The sequence below is a fragment of the Solirhodobacter olei genome (assembly GCF_004010155.1).
Lineage (GTDB): Bacteria > Pseudomonadota > Alphaproteobacteria > Rhodobacterales > Rhodobacteraceae > Solirhodobacter > Solirhodobacter olei.
Window position 1 is genome coordinate 18,723 of sequence record NZ_RRYH01000005.1, and the last position, 21,132, is coordinate 39,854.

General features: G+C 69.2%; 21 protein-coding genes. 14 read left to right on the forward strand and 7 right to left on the reverse strand.

The window, feature by feature from the left end:
• Window positions 1–2 precede the first annotated feature (2 nt).
• Complete coding sequence (locus EIP85_RS04250) at window positions 3–776, reverse strand: NAD kinase (protein ID WP_241559887.1); 774 nt, start codon at window positions 774–776, stop codon at window positions 3–5.
• Window positions 777–1,111: 335 nt separating this feature from the next.
• Between EIP85_RS04250 and glyA the strand changes: the two genes are divergently transcribed.
• Both glyA and EIP85_RS04260 read left to right on the forward strand, forming a co-directional pair.
• Complete coding sequence (glyA, locus tag EIP85_RS04255) at window positions 1,112–2,419, forward strand: serine hydroxymethyltransferase (RefSeq protein ID WP_127900920.1); 1,308 nt, start codon at window positions 1,112–1,114, stop codon at window positions 2,417–2,419.
• A gap of 59 nt (window positions 2,420–2,478) precedes the next feature.
• The gene (locus tag EIP85_RS04260) at window positions 2,479–3,240 is read left to right on the forward strand and encodes an alpha/beta fold hydrolase (RefSeq protein ID WP_127900921.1); all 762 of its coding nucleotides are present in this window, start codon (window positions 2,479–2,481) and stop codon (window positions 3,238–3,240) included.
• A 4-nt stretch (window positions 3,241–3,244) separates the two neighbouring features.
• Here the strand turns inward: EIP85_RS04260 and EIP85_RS04265 are convergent, their stop codons facing one another.
• Window positions 3,245–3,571 carry a hypothetical protein gene (locus EIP85_RS04265; protein ID WP_127900922.1) on the reverse strand — a complete coding sequence of 109 codons (327 nt, stop codon included), beginning with the start codon at window positions 3,569–3,571 and terminating at the stop codon, window positions 3,245–3,247.
• Window positions 3,572–3,703: 132 nt separating this feature from the next.
• Between EIP85_RS04265 and EIP85_RS04270 the strand changes: the two genes are divergently transcribed.
• Complete coding sequence (locus EIP85_RS04270) at window positions 3,704–3,856, forward strand: entericidin A/B family lipoprotein (RefSeq protein WP_127900923.1); 153 nt, start codon at window positions 3,704–3,706, stop codon at window positions 3,854–3,856.
• A 373-nt stretch (window positions 3,857–4,229) separates the two neighbouring features.
• Here EIP85_RS04270 and lepA read toward each other — a convergent pair whose 3' ends face one another.
• Window positions 4,230–6,029 (reverse strand): translation elongation factor 4, encoded by a 1,800-nt coding sequence (lepA, locus tag EIP85_RS04275; protein WP_127900924.1) that lies wholly within the window; start codon window positions 6,027–6,029, stop codon window positions 4,230–4,232.
• 108 nt (window positions 6,030–6,137) lie between these two features.
• Between lepA and EIP85_RS04280 the strand changes: the two genes are divergently transcribed.
• The 3 genes from EIP85_RS04280 (at window position 6,138) to EIP85_RS04290 (ending at window position 7,180) form a co-directional block, all read left to right on the forward strand.
• Window positions 6,138–6,428, forward strand: a complete 291-nt coding sequence (locus tag EIP85_RS04280) for an acylphosphatase (RefSeq protein ID WP_127900925.1) — start codon at window positions 6,138–6,140, stop codon at window positions 6,426–6,428.
• Window positions 6,429–6,521: 93 nt separating this feature from the next.
• A complete protein-coding gene (locus EIP85_RS04285) occupies window positions 6,522–6,728 on the forward strand; it encodes a heavy-metal-associated domain-containing protein (RefSeq protein ID WP_127900926.1) in 207 nt (68 codons plus the stop codon).
• Between the two features lie 149 nt (window positions 6,729–6,877).
• Window positions 6,878–7,180, forward strand: a complete 303-nt coding sequence (locus tag EIP85_RS04290) for a hypothetical protein (RefSeq protein WP_127900927.1) — start codon at window positions 6,878–6,880, stop codon at window positions 7,178–7,180.
• A gap of 15 nt (window positions 7,181–7,195) precedes the next feature.
• Here EIP85_RS04290 and EIP85_RS04295 read toward each other — a convergent pair whose 3' ends face one another.
• The 3 genes from EIP85_RS04295 to EIP85_RS04305 form a co-directional block, all read right to left on the reverse strand.
• Window positions 7,196–7,768 carry a 2OG-Fe(II) oxygenase gene (locus EIP85_RS04295; protein WP_241559888.1) on the reverse strand — a complete coding sequence of 191 codons (573 nt, stop codon included), beginning with the start codon at window positions 7,766–7,768 and terminating at the stop codon, window positions 7,196–7,198.
• 178 nt (window positions 7,769–7,946) lie between these two features.
• Window positions 7,947–8,234, reverse strand: coding sequence for a 50S ribosomal protein L28 (gene rpmB / locus EIP85_RS04300; protein ID WP_127900928.1), 288 nt, complete (start codon window positions 8,232–8,234; stop codon window positions 7,947–7,949).
• Window positions 8,235–8,328: 94 nt separating this feature from the next.
• Entirely contained in the window at window positions 8,329–9,273 is a 945-nt protein-coding gene (locus EIP85_RS04305) for a LysR substrate-binding domain-containing protein (protein WP_127900929.1), read from the reverse strand.
• Between the two features lie 96 nt (window positions 9,274–9,369).
• Here EIP85_RS04305 and EIP85_RS04310 point away from each other — a divergent pair, with 96 nt between their 5' ends.
• Window positions 9,370–9,555, forward strand: coding sequence for a hypothetical protein (locus EIP85_RS04310; protein ID WP_127900930.1), 186 nt, complete (start codon window positions 9,370–9,372; stop codon window positions 9,553–9,555).
• A gap of 68 nt (window positions 9,556–9,623) precedes the next feature.
• Window positions 9,624–9,833 (forward strand): hypothetical protein, encoded by a 210-nt coding sequence (locus EIP85_RS04315; RefSeq protein WP_127900931.1) that lies wholly within the window; start codon window positions 9,624–9,626, stop codon window positions 9,831–9,833.
• Here the strand turns inward: EIP85_RS04315 and meaB are convergent, their stop codons facing one another.
• Window positions 9,834–10,805 carry a methylmalonyl Co-A mutase-associated GTPase MeaB gene (gene meaB, locus EIP85_RS04320; protein WP_127900932.1) on the reverse strand — a complete coding sequence of 324 codons (972 nt, stop codon included), beginning with the start codon at window positions 10,803–10,805 and terminating at the stop codon, window positions 9,834–9,836.
• Window positions 10,806–10,942: 137 nt separating this feature from the next.
• On the opposite strand from meaB, the gene EIP85_RS04325 reads away from it, so the two are divergent.
• The 6 genes from EIP85_RS04325 (at window position 10,943) to EIP85_RS04350 (ending at window position 21,101) form a co-directional block, all read left to right on the forward strand.
• Complete coding sequence (locus EIP85_RS04325) at window positions 10,943–11,674, forward strand: DUF3108 domain-containing protein (RefSeq protein ID WP_127900933.1); 732 nt, start codon at window positions 10,943–10,945, stop codon at window positions 11,672–11,674.
• Window positions 11,675–11,678: 4 nt separating this feature from the next.
• A complete protein-coding gene (gene hrpB, locus EIP85_RS04330) occupies window positions 11,679–14,153 on the forward strand; it encodes an ATP-dependent helicase HrpB (protein WP_127900934.1) in 2,475 nt (824 codons plus the stop codon).
• Between the two features lie 147 nt (window positions 14,154–14,300).
• Window positions 14,301–15,539, forward strand: a complete 1,239-nt coding sequence (locus EIP85_RS04335) for an aminopeptidase (protein ID WP_127900935.1) — start codon at window positions 14,301–14,303, stop codon at window positions 15,537–15,539.
• Window positions 15,540–15,998: 459 nt separating this feature from the next.
• Window positions 15,999–17,369: an MBL fold metallo-hydrolase RNA specificity domain-containing protein gene (locus tag EIP85_RS04340; RefSeq protein WP_127900936.1), complete on the forward strand. Its 1,371-nt coding sequence runs from the start codon at window positions 15,999–16,001 to the stop codon at window positions 17,367–17,369.
• 168 nt (window positions 17,370–17,537) lie between these two features.
• Window positions 17,538–19,292 (forward strand): SulP family inorganic anion transporter, encoded by a 1,755-nt coding sequence (locus EIP85_RS04345; RefSeq protein WP_127900937.1) that lies wholly within the window; start codon window positions 17,538–17,540, stop codon window positions 19,290–19,292.
• A gap of 87 nt (window positions 19,293–19,379) precedes the next feature.
• Window positions 19,380–21,101 carry a PHA/PHB synthase family protein gene (locus tag EIP85_RS04350; RefSeq protein WP_127900938.1) on the forward strand — a complete coding sequence of 574 codons (1,722 nt, stop codon included), beginning with the start codon at window positions 19,380–19,382 and terminating at the stop codon, window positions 21,099–21,101.
• The last annotated feature ends 31 nt before the right edge of the window (window positions 21,102–21,132 follow it).

Genomic DNA, 21,132 nt, shown 5'->3' on the forward strand with positions numbered 1-21,132 from the left:
GATCAGATGAACTGCTCGCGGATCAGCCGCTCCTCCAGGCCGTGGCCCGGATCGAACAGGATGCGGTGGCGGATGCGCTCCTCACTGCGGATCTCGACGGAGACGACATCGCGCACCGACTGGCCGTCGCCCTCGGCCATCACCGGCCGCTTCACCGGGTCGGTCACCTCGAAGCGGACCACGGCGCGCTTCGGCAGGATCGCGCCGCGCCAGCGCCGCGGCCGGTAGGCAGCGACGGCGGTCAGCGCCAGAACGCCCGACCCGATCGGCAGGATCGGTCCGTGGGCGGAATAGTTGTAGGCCGTGGATCCCGCCGGGGTGCACAGAAGCGCGCCATCGCAGATCAGCGTCTCCATCCGCACCCGCCCGTCGACGAGGATCTTCAGCCGAGCCGCCTGCGGCCCGGCGCGCAAAAGCGAGACCTCGTTGATCGCCAGGGCCTCGTGGACCTCGCCGGCGGTGTCGACCGCGCGCATGGCCAGCGGGTTGATCACCGCCTCCTCCGCAGCCTGCAGCCGGCCGACCAGGCCATCGGCGGAATATTCGTTCATCAGGAAGCCGATGGTCCCGCAGTTCATGCCATAGACCGGCATGTCCAGCTCGTCGGTCGCATGCAGCGTCTGCAGCATGAAGCCGTCGCCGCCAAGCGCGACGATCACCTCGGCGTCCTCGGGCCCGCGCTGTCCGTAGCGCTTGGTCAGCTCGTCCAGCGCCGCCTGTGCCTCGGGCGCGGGACTGGCCATGAAGCAGGCCCGTATGTCCAGACGTTCGCTCATCCTGCCCTCCCCCAAGGCGACCCGCCCACCCTCGCCGCCCGGCCCGGGGAACTCAAGCCCCCAAACGGGATCGCGACCCGCGGCCCCGGCTTCCGTCGGGGATATTTCCCTGATGGAAAGTGGCGATCCGGGCGCTGTCACTTTCCGTCGATCACTATCCTCGGGCAGGGTCCCTGGGGGCCGATGGCCCCCCGGCGCCATCGCGCCGATCCTGCCGCCTGTTTCCGATCCGCGCCCGGTGTTTCGCCTCCGCGCGCGAAAGCGTCGGATTCCACGCTTCCGGCCTGCCGCCCCTTGGGATAAAAGCCGCCAAACCCCTGGCCCCGGAGGACCGCATGAACGCCCCCGCCCCCGCCACTGTCCGCGATGCCGGCTTCTTCACCGAGCCCCTCGAAAGCCGCGACCCCGAGCTTTTCGGCGCCATCCGCGCCGAGCTCGGCCGCCAGCGCGAGGAGATCGAGCTGATCGCGTCCGAAAACATCGTCTCCGCCGCCGTGCTGGAGGCGCAGGGCTCGGTCCTGACCAACAAATACGCCGAGGGCTACCCCGGCAAGCGCTACTACGGCGGCTGCCAGTTCGTCGACGTGGCCGAGACGCTGGCGATCGAGCGCGCGAAGGAGCTCTTCGGCTGCAACTTCGCCAACGTGCAGCCCAACTCCGGCAGCCAGATGAACCAGGCCGTGTTCCTCGCGCTGCTGCAGCCGGGCGACACCTTCATGGGCCTCGATCTCAACTCCGGCGGCCACCTCACCCACGGCTCGCCGGTCAACATGTCGGGCAAGTGGTTCAACGTCGTCTCCTACGGCGTGCGCCAGCAGGACGAGCGGCTGGACATGGACGCCGTGCGCGAGAAGGCGCTGGAGCATCGCCCGAAGCTGATCCTCGCCGGCGGCACCGCCTATTCCCGCACCTGGGACTGGGCCGCCTTCCGCGCCATCGCCGACGAGATCGGCGCCTACCTGATGGTCGACATGGCCCATATCGCGGGCCTCGTGGCCGGCGGCCAGCACCCCTCGCCGCTGCCGCATGCCCATGTCGTGACCACCACCACCCACAAGTCGCTGCGCGGCCCGCGCGGCGGGATGATCCTGACGAATGACGCCGAGATCGCCAAGAAGGTGAACTCCGCCGTCTTCCCCGGCCTGCAGGGCGGACCGCTGATGCATGTCATCGCCGCCAAGGCCGTGGCCTTCGGCGAGGCGCTGCGGCCGGAGTTCAAGGCCTATGCCGCCCAGGTCGTCACCAATGCCCGCGCCATGGCCGACCAGCTGATGAAGGGCGGGATCAACATCGTCTCCGGCGGCACGGACAACCACCTCATGCTGGCCGACCTGCGGCCGAAGAAGGTCACCGGCAAGGCCGCCGAGGCCGCGCTCGGCCGCGCCCATATCACCGCCAACAAGAACGGCGTGCCCTTCGATCCGGAAAAGCCCTTCGTGACCTCGGGCATCCGCCTCGGCACACCCGCCGGCACAACCCGTGGCTTCGGCGAGGCCGAATTCCGCCAGATCGCCGACTGGATCGTTGAAGTCGTCGATGGCCTTGCCGCGAATGGCGAGGACGGCAACGCCGCGGTCGAAGAAGCCGTGAGGGCCAAGGTCGCGGCGCTCTGCGCCCGGTTCCCGCTCTACCCCAAGCTCTGATCCGAGCCCCCGCCCGGCGCCCTCTGGCGCCGGGCCTTCGGCCGCGCTATCCCGGGGCCATGCTCAGCTTCACCGCCCATGGCGAGTCTACCTCGCACCCGCCCCTGGTCATCGTCCACGGCCTCTTCGGCTCGGGCCGCAACTGGGGCGTGATCGCGCGCAGGCTGGCCGAGACGCGCCGCGTCCTGGCCGTCGACATGCGCAACCATGCCGGCTCCTTCTGGGCGCCCAGCCACGGCTATGACGACCTCGCCCGCGACCTGGCCGAACTGATCGCGGCAGAGCTCGGCCAGGCCGATGTCCTCGGGCATTCCATGGGCGGCAAGGCCGCGATGATGCTGGCGCTGACCGAGCCCGCCCGCGTCAACCGCCTGGTCGTCGCCGACATCGCGCCGGTGGCCTACAGCCACAGCCAGAACCACCTGATCGCAGCCATGCGCGGGCTCGACCTCACCGGCCTCACCTCGCGCAGCGAGGCCGATCGCCGCCTCGCCGCGACGGTCGAGGATCCCGGCACCCGCGCCTTCCTGCTACAATCGCTGGACCTGAAGGCAGACCCGCCGCGCTGGAGGCTGAACCTCGACGTACTGGAGGCCGAGATGCCCCGCATCACCGGCTGGCCCGCACCCGAGGGGCGTTTCGACGGCCCGACGCTTTTCCTCTCCGGCGCGCTCTCCGATTACGTCCGCCCAGAGTATCGAGAGGCCATCCGCGCCCTCTTCCCCGCCGCCCGCTTCGCAAAAATCCCCGGCGCCGGACACTGGCTGCACGCCGACAAGCCGCGGGAGTTCGAGGCCGCCGTCGCCGCCTTCCTCGCCTGAGCGCTCAGCGCAGCCCCGGCGGCACCGGAATCTTCCCGCGAGGGCAGCGGAGCCGGCCCCGGATCACCCCGCTGTCACCGGTGACGCTGCCCCGCCACGGCAGGCAGCCGGTCGCCTCCGGGATCAGGGCCACCATCTGGGCCCGGATCACGCCCTGCTCGGCCCGCGGGGCCCAGCCGAAACGGATCACCTCTACCGCGCGGCCCTTCACATGGACCGCGTAGTTTCGCCCGTCGCGCGTCAGCCGCACCTCCCCTCCCCCCGCCATCCGGGGGGAGGCAGAGTCGCAGCCGGCCAGCGCCAGGCAGAGCAGAAGCAGGGAAAGACGCATCGGAACCTCCGACTCCATCCTTCCCGGAACGGAGTTAACGAAACCTTGAAATGGGCCCGGGCGAGAGCACAAGTGATTGACTTGGCGGGATCTCCGGGCAAGCTAAGGCCAAACAGCACAGAGGAGTTCCCGATGACCATCCGCCGCCCCGTCACCGCCGCCGTCGCCCTGCTCGCCCTGCTCAGCCTCGCCGCCTGCGACACGATGGCCGGTGCCGGCAAGGACATCTCGAAGGCCGGCAACGCGCTGACCAGCTCGGCCAAGCAGACCCAGCAGAAGATGTAAGCGGGCCAAGGCCCCCCAGGGTGCGCAATCGCCGCGCACCCTTTTCCGTCTCTGATCCAGCCCGACAGAGGGCAGCGTCCGACCGCGGGTGAGCGCAGACGACGCCGCCGGTCTGTCCGTTTACGGCGAAGCTCCCCCTACGCCATTCTCCGCCGCGACGGTGAAGGAGCGCCCGCCCGTCCGGGCGGTCGGGCGCTGCCCGGTGGTGCTGCGCACCACGTTTCGGGCCGGGGCCGCACGCCCGCTCCAACGCCGGTAGAAGGCGGTGCTGAATCGGTGCAATTACGGTGCAAAAGCGGTATTTGATCGTTCGGTCAAAAAGGTTGCAAAAGTGCAGAATCCGCCCGGGACAGGCGCTTCGCGCCCGCCTCGGTCAGTTGTCCATCTTCAGCGCGCTGATGAAGGCTTCCTGCGGGATCTCGACGCGCCCGAACTGGCGCATCTTCTTCTTGCCGGCCTTCTGCTTGTCCAGCAGCTTCCGCTTCCGCGTGGCGTCGCCGCCGTAGCATTTCGCGGTCACGTCCTTGCGGAGCGCCGAAAGCGTCTCGCGCGCGATCACCCGCCCGCCGATGGCCGCCTGGATGGGGATCTTGAACATGTGCCGGGGGATCAGCTCCTTGAGCTTCTCCACCATCGCCCGTCCCCGCATCTCGGCCCGGTCACGATGCACCATCATGGACAGCGCGTCGACCGGCTCGTCATTGACGAGGATGGACATTTTCACAAGCATATCCGTGCGATAGCCGATGATCTGGTAGTCGAAGCTGGCGTAGCCCTTGGTCACCGACTTCAGGCGGTCGTAGAAGTCGAAGACCACCTCGTTCAGCGGCAGGTCATAGACCACCATGGCGCGCGAGCCGGCGTAGGACAGGTCGAGCTGGATCCCCCGCCGGTCCTGGCAGAGCTTCAGCACATCGCCGAGGAATTCGTCCGGGACCAGGATCGTCGCCTTGATCCGCGGCTCCTCGATATGGTCGACATAGGTGAGGTCCGGCATATCGGCCGGGTTGTGCAGCTCGCGCACCTCCCCGTCCTTCATATGCAGGTGATAGACCACCGAAGGCGCCGTGGTGATCAGGTCGAGATCGTATTCCCGCTCCAGCCGGTCGCGAATGACCTCCAGATGCAGAAGCCCCAGGAAGCCGCACCGGAAGCCGAAGCCCAGCGCGGCCGAGGTCTCCATCTCGAAGCTGAAGGAGGCGTCGTTGAGCGCCAGCTTCTCGATCGCCTCGCGCAGGTCCTCGAAATCGGCGGCATCGACCGGAAAAAGGCCGCAGAACACCACCTGCTGGGCGGGCTTGAAGCCCGGCAGCGGCTTCTCGCAGCCCTTCTTTTCATGGGTGATCGTGTCACCCACCCGCGTATCGCGCACCTGCTTGATCGAGGCGGTCAGCACCCCGATCTCGCCCGGCCCCAGCTCGGCGATATCGACCATGGCGGGCTTCAGCACAGAGAGCTTTTCGACGCCGTAGAGCGCGCCGGTCTGCATCATCCGGATCCGGTCGCCCTTCCTTAGGACGCCATCGATCACCCGCACCATGACCACGACGCCCAGGTAGGGGTCGTACCAGCTGTCGACCAGCATCGCCTTCAGCGGCGCGTCACGCTCGCCCTTCGGCGCCGGCAGGCGGGTCACGATCGCCTCCAGCACGTCGGGGATGCCCAGGCCGGACTTGGCCGAGATCGGGATCGCCTGGGAGGCGTCGATGCCGATCACGTCCTCGATCTGCTCCTTCACCCGATCCGGCTCCGCCGCCGGAAGGTCGATTTTGTTCAAGACCGGCACGATCTCATGATCTGCGTCGATCGCCTGATACACATTAGCCAGCGTCTGCGCCTCGACGCCCTGTGAGGCATCGACGACCAGCAGTGAACCCTCCACCGCGCGCATGGAGCGGGAGACCTCGTAGCCGAAGTCGACGTGGCCGGGCGTGTCGATCAGATTCAGGACGTAGGTCTTGCCGTCCTTCGCCGGATACTCGATCCGCACGGTGTTGGCCTTGATGGTGATGCCGCGCTCGCGCTCGATATCCATGGCGTCGAGAAGCTGGGCCTTCATGTCCCGCTCGGCCACGGTGCCGGTAAGCTGGATCAGCCGATCGGCCAGCGTCGACTTGCCGTGGTCGATATGCGCCACGATGGAGAAATTGCGGATCTGTGCAAGCTCGGTCATGGCGCGCTCTATGGCAGGTTTTACGGGCCGGTCAATGGGGGCCGCTGTCGCGCCCGGCCCATCGCGCTTTCCTTACCGCTTCGGCACGGATTGCGATAGAGTTCCGGCATGGACAGTGATCGGGAAAGCCGGACGGTGCGCCTTCGCATCACGGGCCGCGTGCAGGGCGTGGGCTACCGCGCCTGGACCTGCGAGGCCGCGCGGGGGCTGGGCCTTGCGGGCTGGGTGAAAAACGAGGCCGATGGCGCGGTCCTTGCGCTGGCCCATGGGCCGGAGGCGACGCTGGAGCGGTTCCGGGCGCAGCTGGCAGAGGGGCCGCCCCATGCCAGGGTCTCTGATGTCGCGGCCGAGGCGGTAGAGACGCCGCTGGGGCTGTCGGGGTTCCGCATCGTCTGGTGAGGCGGGCCGTGCCGGCGGGGCTTGACCTTCCCCTTGCTGGAAGCCCCATATCCACACCAAACCCTCGGACCCGTCATTTGGAAAGGACAGGCCATGACCCAGACGCTGAAACTCTCGGTTCCCGACATGAGCTGCGGCCATTGCAAGGCCGTTGTGGAAAAGACGATCGCTGCGCAGGATGCGGGCGCCAAGGTGGCGGTCGATCTGGAGGCGCGCACGGTCTCGGTCGAAAGCACGGCGCCCGCAGCGGCCCTGATCGCAGCCCTGGCCGAGGAAGGTTATCCGGCCCAGCCCGCCTGACCCCGGACGCATGAGACCGGCGCCCCGAGACGGGGCGCCGCAGCCGGAATCCGCCCTGCCCACGTTGAAAAACAGGGCTGATTCTGGCACACTCGCCGCATCGAAGCAGCAACAGCGGGGCTCACCCCGCGGCGAAACACGAGGCGGCAATGAAATCCATCCTTACGGCGGTGGTCCTGGCCATCGTATCCACGACCCTCGCGCATGCCGGGCCGATCGAGCGGGCCTGTCTGCGGTCCGATACCGGCAATGGCTCTGCGGCGCTCTGCGGGTGCATCCAGCGGGTTGCGGACATGACTCTGGCCGGCTCTGACCAGCGCCGCGCGGCGCGGTTCTTCGCCAATCCGCAGCGGGCGCAGGACGTGCGCGCCTCCGACTCGGCGGCGGACAACTCCTTCTGGCAGCGCTACACGAATTTCGGCAGCGCGGCCGAGCATTACTGCGGCGGCTGATCCGGGCAGCGTCGGCTAGCGGAAGGCCGGCCCATGCGCCCAGATCGTCAGCGACTGTCGCATCCCGCGGGTGACCGGCGTCACCCGATGCAGCGTAAACGACGGGAAGACGACCGCCGCGCCAAGCGTTCTGGCGGCCTCTTGCCGGCTTCCATCAGGCCAGATCTCCAGCCCGCCGCCGTCGTAGTGCTGCGGCGCGGAGAGCTGCACCACCAGCGTCAGCTTGCGCCGCTGCGCCACCGGTCCCGCGCCGATGTCTGAATGCCACGAGAAATGGCCCAGAGCCTCCGCCCCGTAGCGGGCAAGCTGGGCGCTTTCGGCGAAATCCTCGATCTGGAAGCCGAAGTGCTCGCGGTTGGCTTGGGCGACGATCTGGGCGAGCCGGTCGGAGACCCATTCGGCCCCGGCGCAATCGTCGAGCCAGACAAGCTCTGCGCGCCGCAGGTCGGCATTCGCCACCCCTCCGACGAGGCCGCCCGCGCGTGACGGTGCCTCGGCGGCCAGCGCAAGGATGCGGGCGCAATCGGTCTGGCTGAAGGCGTCGGCAATCGCATATGGGGCGAGCAGGATGGGACACTCCGGAACCACGCCGCCTGATGGCGCAGGGTGCGGAGTTCCGCGCGCCTGTTCGCGACCGCGATGTCGGTGGCGTATCTCGTCACGCGACGGACGGAAGCGCCCGCCCATCCGGGCAAGGGGCATACCCTAGCATCCAAAACAAAAGACCCCGCCGGGGCGGGGCCTTCCCATTGCCAAGGGCTGCCGATCAGGCGGCGGCCTGGGCCTTTGCAATTTCCTTCTTGATCTTCAGCGCCTTGGGCGAAAGCTCTTCGTCCTTCGCCTTGGCGAGGTAGGCGTCCAGCCCGCCACGGTGGTCCACCGTGCGCAGGGCCGAGGCCGAGATCCGCAGCTTGAACGACTGGCCGAGCACGTCGGAGCTCAGCGTCACATCGTTCAGGTTCGGCAGAAACCGCCGCCGGGTCTTGTTGTGGGCGTGGCTGACGTTGTTCCCCGTCGCCGGGCCCTTACCGCTGAGTTCGCAGACGCGCGACATCGTGCTCTTCCTTGTTCTTCAAACGCGAGAGGGCACCGCTAAGGGCGGCGCGCCGAATTCCATCGGCGCCGTGTAGGGGGATTCCCGGCAGAGGTCAAGCACCCTGTGCCCCTTCCGCCCCCGGATCGGGCGCAGTGTCGACGCCCGCGCCGAGCGCAGCCATCTCGCCCAGCAGCCAAGTCCGGAAGGCACGGATGGCCGGCGCGTTGTGTCGGCGTTCGGGATAGACCAGCCAGATCGACATATCCTCGGCCGCAAGGATGTCAAAGGGCTGCACCAGCTCGCCCCGTTCCAGGGCGTCCCGGAAGTAAAGCGGCGTCAGCAGGCAGGCCCCCTGCCCTGCCCGCGCAGCCTCCACCGTCAGGGCCTGGGTCCCGAGCGAGGACAGGACCCGCCCCTTTGAAGGCGCCTCGGACAGCCCCGCGGCGGCGAACCAGAAACCCCAGCCCGGGTCGTCCGGATCGATCCGCGGCACGCGGAGGAGATCGGCCGGCGCCTCGAACGGCCCATGCTCTGCCGCAAAGCGCGGGCTCATCATCACCGTCAGCATGGAGGGCATCAGCACATCGGCCCTGAGCCCCGGCCAATTCCCCCGGCCGGCCCGGATGCCGATACTCGCCTCGCCGGCCAGCAGATCGACGCTGCGGTGGTCGATATCCACCCGAACCCCGATCCCCGGATGGCCGAGCTGGAACTTCCCCAGCCGCGGTGCCAGCATCAGGATCGCGAAGGAGGCGATGGAGGAGATCGCCAGCACCTCGTCCGAAACCTTGCGGGCCTCGGCGAATGCCTCTCGCAGGATGTCCATCGCCTCGCCCGCCCGCGCCGCCAGGCGCGCGCCCTCCGCCGTCAGGCTCACCCCCCGCGCGCGGCGCTTAAAGAGGGGGCCGCCGACCCGCTCTTCCAACAGCCGGATCTGGTAGGAGACGGCGGCCTGGGTCATCCCCAACTCCTCACCGGCGCGGGTGAAACTGCCATGTCGGGCCGCAGCCTCGAAGGCGCGGACGGCGGCGAGCGGGGGAAGCGGTTGGCGTGCCATTGATAAATTCAGCTTATGCCTTGATGCGAGGTTCGATTGGTCCGGGGGAGGCCCATTTGCTAAATATATTGCAGAAATTCTTCCAGGAGAACCCCGATGACCCGCACCGCAATCGCCTACACCGCACCGCAGCTTCCCTTATGGCAGCGCCTGCATCTGCGCCATCCCTCGCCCGCGCCGCGCCGCGCCGCAGGCCCGCGTGACCGCGACGATCCGGCGGTGGGGCGGGCGCTCGCCCGTCTGCCCGAGGATCTGCGCCATGAGATCCTGCGCGATCTTTGATCCCCGGCGCCAGCCGGGTTCACGCACTCCCGACCTCTCCCCGAGGCACAGCCCGAAAGGAGGCTGAAATGACCATCGCCCTTCGCCGGACCGACTGCTCCGCCCCAATCCTGCCGCGTCCCAGCCTGGATGACCGCCCCGAACGGGCCGAAGCCGCACAGGCCGCCACCCATCCCGCGCTCTGGCGTTGGCTGATCGATCCCAAGGCCCGCCGGATCGCGCGGTACCTCGCCTCAATGCCGCCCTACCTGCGGCGCGACATCGGCCTGCCCGACTGATCAGTCGAGCTGCGCCAGCACCTCGGCCGCTGCGGCCGAGGGGCTGGCCCGCCCGGCCGCGACCTCCGCCCCGAGCGCGGCAAGCCGCGCCTTCAGACCGGCGTCGCGCTCCAGCCGGGCAAGAAGGCCCTGGCGCACCTCCTCCTCGAACCAGCCGCGGGCCTGCTCGGCCCGCTGCGCCGTCAGCGCCCCCGAAGCGCGCCGCCCCTCGGCAAGATCCTCCATCGCCTCCCATGCGGCCTGCAGCCCCTCGCCAGCCAGGGCAGAGACCGTGAGCGCCTTCGGAAATCCCTCCGGATCCTGCGGTCGCCGGCGCAACAGGCGCAGTGCGCCCGCATAATCGGCGCAGGTCCGGATTGCCGCCGCCTTCAGGTCGCCGTCAGCCTTATTCACGAGGATGAGGTCCGCCATCTCCATGATACCGCGCTTGACGCCCTGCAACTCGTCGCCCCCCGCCGGCGCAAGAAGGAGGGTGAAGAGATCGGTCATCCCCGCCACCATGACCTCGGACTGGCCGACGCCCACGGTCTCGACGATGACGAGGTCGAAGCCCGCCGCCTCGCAGAGCTGGATCACCTCGCGCGTGCGCCTGGCGACACCGCCCATCTGCGCCTGGCTTGGCGAGGGCCGAATGAAGGCCTTCGGATCGCGCGCCAACCGCTCCATGCGCGTCTTGTCCCCCAGGATCGAGCCGCCTGAACGACTTGAAGAGGGATCGACCGCCAGCACCGCCACACGATGGCCCTGCCCGGTGAGCATTGTCCCGAAGCTCTCGATGAAGCTCGACTTGCCGACACCGGGCGTGCCCGAAAGCCCGATCCTGAGCGCGCCGCCCTGAGGCCCGAGCCGGGCGAGCAGGTCCAGCGCCTGCGCGCGGTGGTCGGCCCGGCCGCTTTCGATCAGCGTAATGGCGCGCGCAAGCGCCCGCCGGTCCCCGGCCCGCAGCCCCTTGGCCAACTCGCCCAGATTCATCGCCCACTCCCGGCCCACCGGCGCGGATCTGCTGATGGCCTGACGGGATTGTCAGTCCGGCGCTCCGCGCCCGGGCTTTCTTGCCCCGCGCAGGCAGTGTATGTCCAGCCCGACCCATCCCAAGCCCGTGCCCGCCGATGCCGCTTCGCCGTTCCCTGATCCTGGCCTCGCTTGCCTGCCTCGCAGCGGGCCAGGTGCTGGCCGCCCCGACGCAGGAGCGGCGGGACGAGGCGGTCTACGACTTCTACGTCAAGGGCTTCCGCGTCGGCGTGCTGGTCTTCGCCGGGGTGGAGGCGGGCGACTACTACGCCGTCAACGGCCGGTTCCGGAGCGCCGGGCTGGCCGCGCTTGTGCGCCATGTCGAGTATGACGCGACCGTAAGCGGCACCGTGAAAGGCGGCCGTTTTCGGCCCGAGCGCTACGTGCTGACCACAAATCCCGGCAGGCACCAGAAGGTGCAGACCATCACCTTCGCGAACGGCGTCCCCTCGGCGCCGGTGCAGGTTCCCAAACATGAGCTCAGCTCGCTTGCGGTGAACCCGGCCAAGCAGGTCGGCAGTGTCGACACGCTAACGGCGATCTACGCCACGCTGCGCAAGATGCCGGTGGTGGAGGCCTGCAAGGGCTCCACCGTGATCTACGACGGCGTCCGCCGCGCCCGCCTCACCCTCTGGCCGGCGGACGGGCCAGACGGCACGCTGGCCTGCGGCGGCGAGTACCGCCGGGTCGCGGGCTATTCCGCCGATGACATGAAACACCCCGTCTTCCCGTTCCGGATGAGCTACGACCGGACCGGCGGGGGCAAGGTGGAGGTGAAGGAGATCGACATGTCCTCGATCTACGGCGCGGCCAGCCTGAAGCGGCGCTAGGCCGGTGGCGAGCGCGCCCACCCCCTTGCCGATCGACGCGGCCCTGCCCGAGCTGATCGAGGCCCTTCGGGCGGGCGGCACGGCAGTGCTGCAGGCCCCGCCAGGCGCCGGCAAGACCACGCGGGTGCCGCTTGCGATTCTCGACGCGAACCTCGCCCCCGGCCGGATCGTTATGCTGGAGCCTCGGCGCCTCGCCGCCCGCGCCGCAGCCGAGCGGATGGCCGAAACCCTTGGCGAAAAGACGGGCCAGACCGTCGGCTACCGCATCCGGGGAGAGGCGCGCACCTCCGCCGCCACGCGGATCGAGGTCGCGACCGAAGGCATCCTGACCCGGATGATCCAGTCCGATCCCGGACTCGACGGCATCGGCGCCGTGATCTTCGACGAATTCCACGAACGCTCGCTGAATGCCGACCTCGGCCTCGCCCTGACGCAGGAGATCCGCGGCGCACTGCGACCCGACCTGCTGCTGATTGTGATGTCCGCGACGCTCGACGCTGCACCCGCCGCGGCCCTGATCGGCGCACCAACCGTCACCTCGGAGGGTCGCGCCTTCCCGGTAGAGACGCGCTGGCTCGACGCGCCCCTGCGCCCAGGGGCCCGGCTGGAGCCGGACGTGGCCGAGCTGATCCTCCGCGCGCTCGCCGAAACCGAAGGCTCCCTTCTCGCCTTCCTCCCCGGCGAGGGCGAGATTCGTCGCACCGAGGCGCTGCTGAAGGATCGCCTGCCGGCCGATTGCACGCTCCGCCCGCTCTACGGCGCGATGGCGTTCGCCGACCAGCGTGCCGCCATCTCTCCGGCCGCAGAGGGGCGCAAGGTCGTGCTCGCCACCTCGATCGCCGAGACCTCGCTGACCATCGACGGCGTCACGGTGGTCGTCGATGCCGGCCGCGCCCGTCGTGCCCGCTTCTCGCCCGCCTCCGGCATGACGCGGCTGGTGACCGAGCGCGTGACGCGCGCTGAGGCAGACCAGCGCCGTGGCCGCGCTGGCCGCACCGCGCCAGGCCTCTGCTACCGGCTTTGGACCAAGGGCGAGGAGGGCGCACTCGCCGCCTTCCCCCCGGCAGAGATCGAAACCGCCGACCTCACGGGCTTCGCGCTGGAGCTCGCACTTTGGGGCGCGCGGGAGGCCGAGGGCCTCGCCTTCCTCACAGCGCCCAATCCCGGGGCCTTCGCCGAGGCGCGGGCGCTACTGACGGAGCTCGGCGCGCTCGACGCGGCCGGGGCGATCACAGCGCATGGCCGGGCGCTCGCGGCCCTGCCGCTTCACCCCCGCCTCGGCCATATGCTGATCACCGCCGGCCCCGCCGCCGCCCCGCTCGCAGCCCTTCTGGCCGACCGCGATCCCCTGCCCCGCGCGGCGCCCTCCGACCTCACGCTCCGGCTCGAGGCCCTGGCCGATCCGAAGCGCTACGCGGCCCGCCACCCGTGGGAGCCGGATCGCGACGCGCTAGAGCGAATCCGAACCGAGGCCCGCCGCCTTGCCGCACTCGCGCCGAGATCCGCGCCCGCCCATGAGCCCGCCGAGATGGCGGCCCTTGCCTACCCCGACCGCATCGGCCTGCGCCGCCCGGGCGAGGCGCCGCGCTACCTTCTTTCGGGCGGCAAGGGAGCGGTCTTCGACGCCGCCGACCCGCTGGCCGGTAGCCGCCTGATCGTCGCGACCGATCTTGATGGCGATCCGCGCGAGGCCCGCATCCGCCAGGCGATCCCGATCACCGAAGCCGCCCTCCGCGCCCTCTTCGCGCCGCTGATCCACGGCCGCGAGATCTGCGAGTGGTCAAAGCGCGAGCGCCGCGTGACGGCCCGGCGTCAGGAGGTCCTGGGCGCCATCGCGCTCGACGACCGAACCTGGCCCGAGGCCCCGCCCGAAGCCATCGCCCGGGCAGCTATTGAGGGCGTCCGCGATCTGGGCCTCGAGGCGCTGAATTTCTCGCCCGCCGCGCGCCGCCTCCGCGCCCGGATCGAGCTTCTGCGCTCCGAGGGCACAACGCTGCCCGACTGCTCTGACGCGGGCCTCCTCGCCACGCTGGAGGACTGGCTCGCCCCCCATCTCACCACCTGCCGTAGCGCCGCGGACCTCGCCCGGATCGACCTTCTCGACCCGCTTCGCGCACGGCTCGACTGGGACCAGCAGCAAGCCCTGGACCGCCTTGCGCCGGCGCATTTCGAAACCCCGCTCGGCCGCCGTGTCCCGATCGACTACGATGGCGAGGCCCCTTCGATCACGCTCCGCCTGCAGGAGCTTTTCGGCGTCACCAGCCATCCGACCATCGGCCCGCGGCGCCTGCCCTTGCGCATCACGCTCCTCTCCCCCGGCCAGAAGCCGGTTCAGACGACGATGGACCTGCCCGGCTTCTGGGCCTCGAGCTATGCCGATGTCAGGAAGGACATGCGCGGCCGCTACCCCCGCCACCCCTGGCCCGAGGATCCGACCCGGGCCGACCCCACCACCCGCGCCAAGCCCAGAGGCACCTGACCCCGACGCTCCATTTGCCTTGTCCCCAATATCCCGGGGAAGCCCGCTGCGCTGGGGCAGCCGCCCATCTGCTGCGCCCCCGGGGCCCGCATTGACCTCGCCCTTCGGCCCGTTAAGCTCCGCAGCAAATCAAGGAGCGAGGCCCCCATGACCACCGACCCGATCAACCCCGAAATGCTCGACCGCCTCGCCGAGGTCGCCGTCCGCGTCGGTCTCAACCTGCAGGAGGGGCAGGACCTGGTGATGACCGCGCCCTCCAGCGCGCTGCCCTTCGTCCGCCGCATCGCGCATCATGCCTATCGCGCCGGGGCCGGGCTGGTGACCCCACTGATCTCGGACGAGGCGGTTACGCTCGCCCGGTTCCGCGAAGGATCGGATGCCAGCTTCGACCGCGCTGCCGGATGGCTTTACAACGGCATGGCGGAAGCCTTCGGCGCCAACGCCGCCCGGATGGCTGTGGTCGGTGACAACCCGATGATGCTTTCGGCCGAGGACCCGGAGAAGGTCGCCCGCGCCAACAAGGCCAATTCGCTCGCCTACCGGCCCGCGATGGAAAAGATCGTGACGTTCAAGATCAACTGGAACCTCACCGCCTATCCGAACCCGGCCTGGGCCCAGCTCGTCTTTCCCGACCTGCCCCAAGCGGAGGCGACTCGCCGCCTCGCCGAGGCGATCTTCGCCGCCTCGCGCATTACCGGAGAAGATCCGGTCGCCGATTGGGCCGCGCATAACGCGGAGCTCAGGAAGCGCACCGACTGGCTGAACGGGCACCGCTTCTCGGCCCTGCATTTCACCGGCCCGGGCACCGATCTGACCGTCGGCCTGGCCGATGGGCACGAGTGGAACGGCGGTGCCGCACCGGCACAGAACGGCGTGATCTGCAACCCGAACATCCCGACCGAGGAAGTCTTCACCACCCCCCATGCCCGTCGGGTGGAAGGCACCGTGCGCGCAACCAAGCCGCTGTCGCACCAGGGCACCCTGATCGAGGACATCGCCGTGCGTTTCGAGGGCGGCCGGATCGTCGAGGCCTCTGCTTCGAAGGGCGAAAAGGTCCTCCTCAAGGTGCTCGACAGCGACGAGGGCGCTCGGCGGCTGGGGGAGGTGGCGCTGGTGCCGCATTCCTCGCCGATCTCGCAATCGGGGCTTCTCTTCTACAACACGCTCTTCGACGAGAACGCTGCCTGCCATATCGCGCTCGGCCAGTGCTATTCGAAATGCTTCGTCGATGGCGCCAAGTTGTCGCCGGAGGAGGTTGCGGCGAAGGGTGGCAACTCCTCGGTCATCCACATCGACTGGATGATCGGTTCGGACGAGATCGACATCGACGGGATTGCCGAGGACGGCACCCACACCCCGGTCTTCCGCAAGGGCGAGTGGGCCTGAGGGACGACCCCGACAAGGCGCGCAATGAATGCGCACCCGCTGGCCCCCCTTGCAGAGGAGGGCCAGCGCCGGTCCACGGGTGGGCGCTTGTGGCGATGAATATCTGTCCGTTTATGGCGTAAAGAACCCCTTCGGTGCGCCGGGCGCTGACTCGCCAGAAGCGCCCATCCGTTCGGGTGGACGGGCGCTGGCCCGGCGGGCTTCGCCCGCTGTTTCGGACCTAGGGCGACACCGGGTCGCACCGCTTCCCAGCTTCTGGTAAACGCGCTAGGCTCGCGGCAACTCCACTCCGGAGGAGGCGCCAGAGCATGAGTCCAACCGACATCACGCTCCCCACCCGCCGCGGCCATTCCGACCCATTCGGCATCACCGAGCGGGCGCGGAGCGATCCTGCTTCGGGCGGATAGCAGGCGGAGCCGGACGGGCGACAGGCAGGGCAGGCAGGACAGGGAGAAGCCGATGCGGATATCCTTTCACGGTGCGGCCGGGGGCGTGACGGGCTCCTGCCATCTGATCGAATGCGCCGGCCGGCGGGTGCTCATCGACTGCGGCCTCTTCCAGGGCTCGCGCGAGCTGGAGGAGGACAACGCCGATCCCTTCGGCTTCGACGCCGCAGCGATCGATACGCTCTTGCTGACCCATGCCCATCTCGACCATTGCGGCCGGATCCCGCTTCTGGCCAAGCGCGGCTTCCGGGGAGAGATCGTCACCACCGCCGCCACCCGGGATCTCGCCCGGCTGGTGATGATGGATTCCGCCAAGTTGCAGGAGGAAGAGGCGGACCGCGCCGCCCGCCACCCCGGCCGCCGCCACCCGCCCTCAGTCTACGGCACTATGGACGCGATGGCCGCCTTCGACCGCTTCGGTCGCACCGCGAAGATCGGCAAGCCGATCGAGATCGCCCCCGGCATCACCGCGACTTTTGGCGAGGCCGGCCATATCCTCGGCTCCGCCTGGATCCGGCTGGAGCTGGAGGAAGGCGCCAAGCGCCGGTCGATCACCTTCTCGGGTGATCTCGGCTCGCCCGGCCGGCCGCTTCTGCCCGACCCGGTCCCCGCGCCGCCCTCCGATGCGATCGTGATGGAGACCACCTACGGCGACCGGGACCACCGCGCCCTGGACGCGTCAATCGAGGAGCTCTACGCCGCAATCCGCAACACCATCCGCCATGGCGGGAATGCCGTGATCCCGACATTCGCACTCGACCGCGCGCAGGAGATCCTGTTCTTCCTGCATCAGGGCGAGCGGTCGGGAGAACTGCCGCGCGGCCTGCCGGTCTACCTCGACAGCCCGATGGCGATTACCGCGACGGAGATCTACGAGAGCCACCCCGAGGGCTTCCGGGACGAACTGCGCGCCATGTTCGCCGCCAATCGCGAGCCGCTGGAACCCGATGGGTTGCAACTGGTCCATGACACCAAGGGCTCGGCCCGGCTGAACCGTGTCTCGGGCGCGGTGATCCTGGCCGGGTCGGGCATGTGTACCGGGGGCCGGATCCGGCATCACCTCGCGCATAATCTCTCCCGCAAGGATAGCGCGATCCTCTTCGTCGGTTATGCCGCGCAGGGCACCCTGGCGCGGATCATCGTCGATGGGGCGAAAACCATCCGGCTCTTCGGCAACGAGGTGCCGGTGCGCGCCAGGATCCATACGATCAATGGCTTTTCCGCTCACGCCGGCCAGCAGGAACTGCTGGATTGGGCGAAGGGGGCCGGGGCGAAGACGACCTTCCTTGTGCATGGAGAGGAGAAGGCCACCAGCGCGCTGGCCGCGAAGTTGAAGGGCACGAAGGTCATCATCCCGCGCATGCACCAGAGCGTCGAGCTCTGAGCGGGGTACGGGGACGGCGGCAGCTCAGGTGCGCAGGGAATCCATCACTTGGAGTAAAGATGGCCGGCGCCCGCTGTTTCGGTCCGGAACTGTACGCCGCGCCACTCAGCCAATTCCCAGAGGCCTGAAAACCGCGTAGCATCGCTTGTCCCAGCCGACGGGAGCCCGATGACCGTCACCGACCGACCTGCCCCGGCCACGACGCCGGCACGCCTGATCTTCCCAACGCTGCGCCGCCTGACGCTGGCCAGCCTGCCGGGAGAGGTCGTGGCCGCGCTGATGCTGCTGGCGATCGCGGTACCGGAACAGCTCGCCACCGCGCGCCTGATGGGGCTGCCGCCAATCACGGGCCTGGTCGCCTTCGCCGCCGGCACGCTGGCCTTCGCCGCATTCGGGATGACCCGCGCCCTTTCGGTCGGGGCGGATTCCACCATCGCGCCGATCATGGCCGCGACGCTCGCCACGCTGGCAGTGCCGGGATCTGCCCATTACGCCGCCCTGGCCGGGATGCTGGCAACGTTGACCGGCCTCGCGCTGATCCTTTCGCGGCCGCTGAGGCTGGGCTGGATCGCCGACCTCCTCTCCGTGCCGGTGACAACCGGCTTTCTCGCCGGGATCTCCGTCCACATCATGGCGAGCGCGCTGCCGACGATCCTGAGCATCCCCGTCACGACCGAGGCGCTGCCCCGCCGGCTGCTGCAGATCGCCGTCGAGCTGCCGAAGGCCGACCCCGCCACCGCCGCGCTCGGGCTTGGCACGGCGGCCTTCAGCCTTGCCACGATGCGCCTTCGCCGCCACCTGCCAGCACCGTTGATCGCGCTGGCGCTCTCCGCCGCAGCGGTGCCGCTTCTCCAGCTCCGCGTGCCGATGCTGGAGGCCCTGCCCCGCAACGTCCCCGGCCCGGTGCTGCGGCTGCCCAACCTTGCCGAGGTGCAGGCGCTGCTGCCGCTCTCCGGCGTCATCGCGCTGGTGGTGATGATGCAGACGGCGGCGGTGCGCCAATCCCTGCGTGGAGGCGGCGGCGAGCCCGGGCGCGACTTCGCCGCCATCGGCGTGGGCTCCATCCTCTCCGCGCTGCTGGGGAGCTTCGCGGTCAACTCCAGTCCGCCCCGCAGCGCGGCACTGCAGGCCGCGGGCGCCCGCTCGCAGCTTTCCGGGTTGATCGCGGTGGCACTGACCGTGGCGCTTGTCGCTGGCGGCGCCGGGGCCTTCGCGCTGCTGCCGCAGGCGGCGCTCTCGGGGGTGCTGCTGATGGTGGGGCTGCACCTCCTCCACCCCGGCACGATCCGCCGGATCGCGCGGCAGAGCCCCGCGGAACTGTCGCTCGTCGCCGCGGCGGCGCTGCTGGTGATCCTGCTGCCGGTCAACCAGGGCGTCTGGCTCGCCATCCTCCTTTCGCTCGCCCATGCGCTCTACCTGATCGCGCGGCCTACTTGCACAGAGCTCCGTCGCGTGCCGGGCACGACGATCTGGTGGGCCCTTGGCCCTGGCGAACTGGGCGAGACAGAGCCGGGCGCGCTGGTCTTCGCCCTCGGCGCGCCGCTGAGCTTCCTGAACGCCCGGCTGATCTCCTCCCGCCTCGAGGAAGCTGTGGCCCGGGCCCGGCCCGAACTGCGGCTGATCGTGATCGAGGCGCAGGGCGTGATCGGCATCGACTTCACCGGCGCGCGCATCCTGGCCGAGACGGTTGTGGGCCTCCGCGCCCGGGGCTTCGACCTCGCCCTCGCCCGGCTGGAGAACGAACGCGCCGAGATCGCCGCCCGCCGCACCGGGCTGCTCGAGGCCTTCGGCGAAGAGCGCGTCTTCCGCTCCGTCGAGCAGGCGGTCCATGCCCGGCTCTACCGCACCGGCCTGGCCGAGAGCGCGACGGAGGAGCCGGACCGCCATGCCAAGAACGTTATCGGCTCGTACCAGAAGGGATAGGCCGGCCCACACCGGGCTTGATCCATCTCATGGCAGGCCCCGCCCGCGCCCCGCAAAAAAGGATGAGAGCCGCCGAGGAGACCGCCCATGCCCTCCGCCCCAGATGCCGCGCCGATCCCCGCGCTCGACCGCGCGCTCCACGCGCGCGAGGCCGCGCTGACCGGCGGGATCTCTCCCGCCTCGCTTACTTCGGCCTGGCTCGACCTGGTGGCGCATCTGGCGAATTCGCCGGGCAAGCAGGCCGAACTGATCGAGCGCGCCGCGCGCAAGTCGGCAAGCTTCGCGGCCTATCTCGCACGCGCGGCCAGTGGTGCGGCAGAGCCGGTCATCGAACCGCTGCCCCAAGACCGCCGCTTCGCGGCGCCGGCTTGGTCACGGCAGCCCTATGCGGCCATGGCGCAGGCCTTCCTTCTGACCCAGCAATGGTGGCACCAGGCGGCGAAGAACGTCGAGGGCGTCTCGCGGCACCATTCCGAGGTGGCGGCCTTCGTTGCGCGACAGATCCTCGACACCGTCTCGCCCGCCAATTTCCCGGTGACGAACCCGGAAGTGCTCGACGCGACGGTCCGCAGCGGCGGGGCGAATTTCGTCCAGGGCTGGGCCAATTTCGTCGAGGACTGGCAGCGCGCGGTGCAGGGCAAGCGCCCGGCAGGAGCGGAGGCGTTTCGGCCCGGACACGAAGTTGCCGTAACCCCGGGCAAGGTGATCTTCCGCAACGATCTGATGGAGCTGATCCAGTATGCCCCGACGACGCCCAAGACCCATGCCCGTCCGGTGCTGATCGTCCCGGCCTGGATCATGAAATACTACATCCTCGACCTCTCGCCGCGAAATTCATTGGTGAAATACCTTCTGGATCAAGGCCATACTGTCTTCATCCTCTCCTGGAAGAACCCGGGAGAGGAGGACCGCGGCCGCGGCATGGCGGATTACCTCGGGCTTGGCGTCATGGCGGCGCTGGAGGAGATTGGGCGTGTCGTACCCGGGCAGAAGGTGCAGGCAGTGGGTTATTGCCTCGGCGGCACTCTGCTGGCCATCGCCGCCGCCGCGATGGGGCGGGATGGGGACGACAGGCTTGCCTCGGTGACGCTCTTCGCCGCGCAGACCGATTTCACCGAGGCCGGCGAGATCATGCTCTTCATCGACCAGTCCCAGGTCGCGTTCCTGGAGGACATGATGTGGGACAAGGGCTACCTCGACACCTCGCAGATGGCAGGGGCGTTCCAGCTTCTCCGCTCCAACGACCTGATCTGGAGCCGGGTGGTCCATGACTACCTGATGGGCGAGCGGGCGCCGATGACGGACCTGATGGCCTGGAACGCCGATGCGACACGGATGCCGTACCAGATGCATTCGGAATACCTGCGCGACCTGTTCCTGACCAACGCGCTGGCAGAGGGGCATTACGAAGTTGCAGGCAAGCCCATCGCGCTGACCGACATCCGTGTGCCGATCTTCGCCGTTGGGGCGGAGACGGATCACGTGGCGCCCTGGCGCTCGGTCTACAAGATTGGGCTTCTGTCGGACACGGAGGTCACGTTCCTGCTGACCTCCGGCGGCCACAACGCCGGGATCATCAGCGAACCGGGTCACAAGCACCGCCATTACCGCATCGCCACGCGGGCCGAGGGCGAGGCCTATGCCGGGCCGGAAGACTGGGTCGCCGCGCATGCGCCCGTAGATGGCTCCTGGTGGCCGGCCTGGGTGGAATGGCTCTCGCACCATGCCGGGCCCATGGCCGCGCCGCCGAAGATGGCGAAGACCGCGGGCTTGCCGGATGCGCCCGGGGACTACGTGCTGATGCGCTGACGCCGCAGTTCCGCAGGTTTTCCCCCGCCCC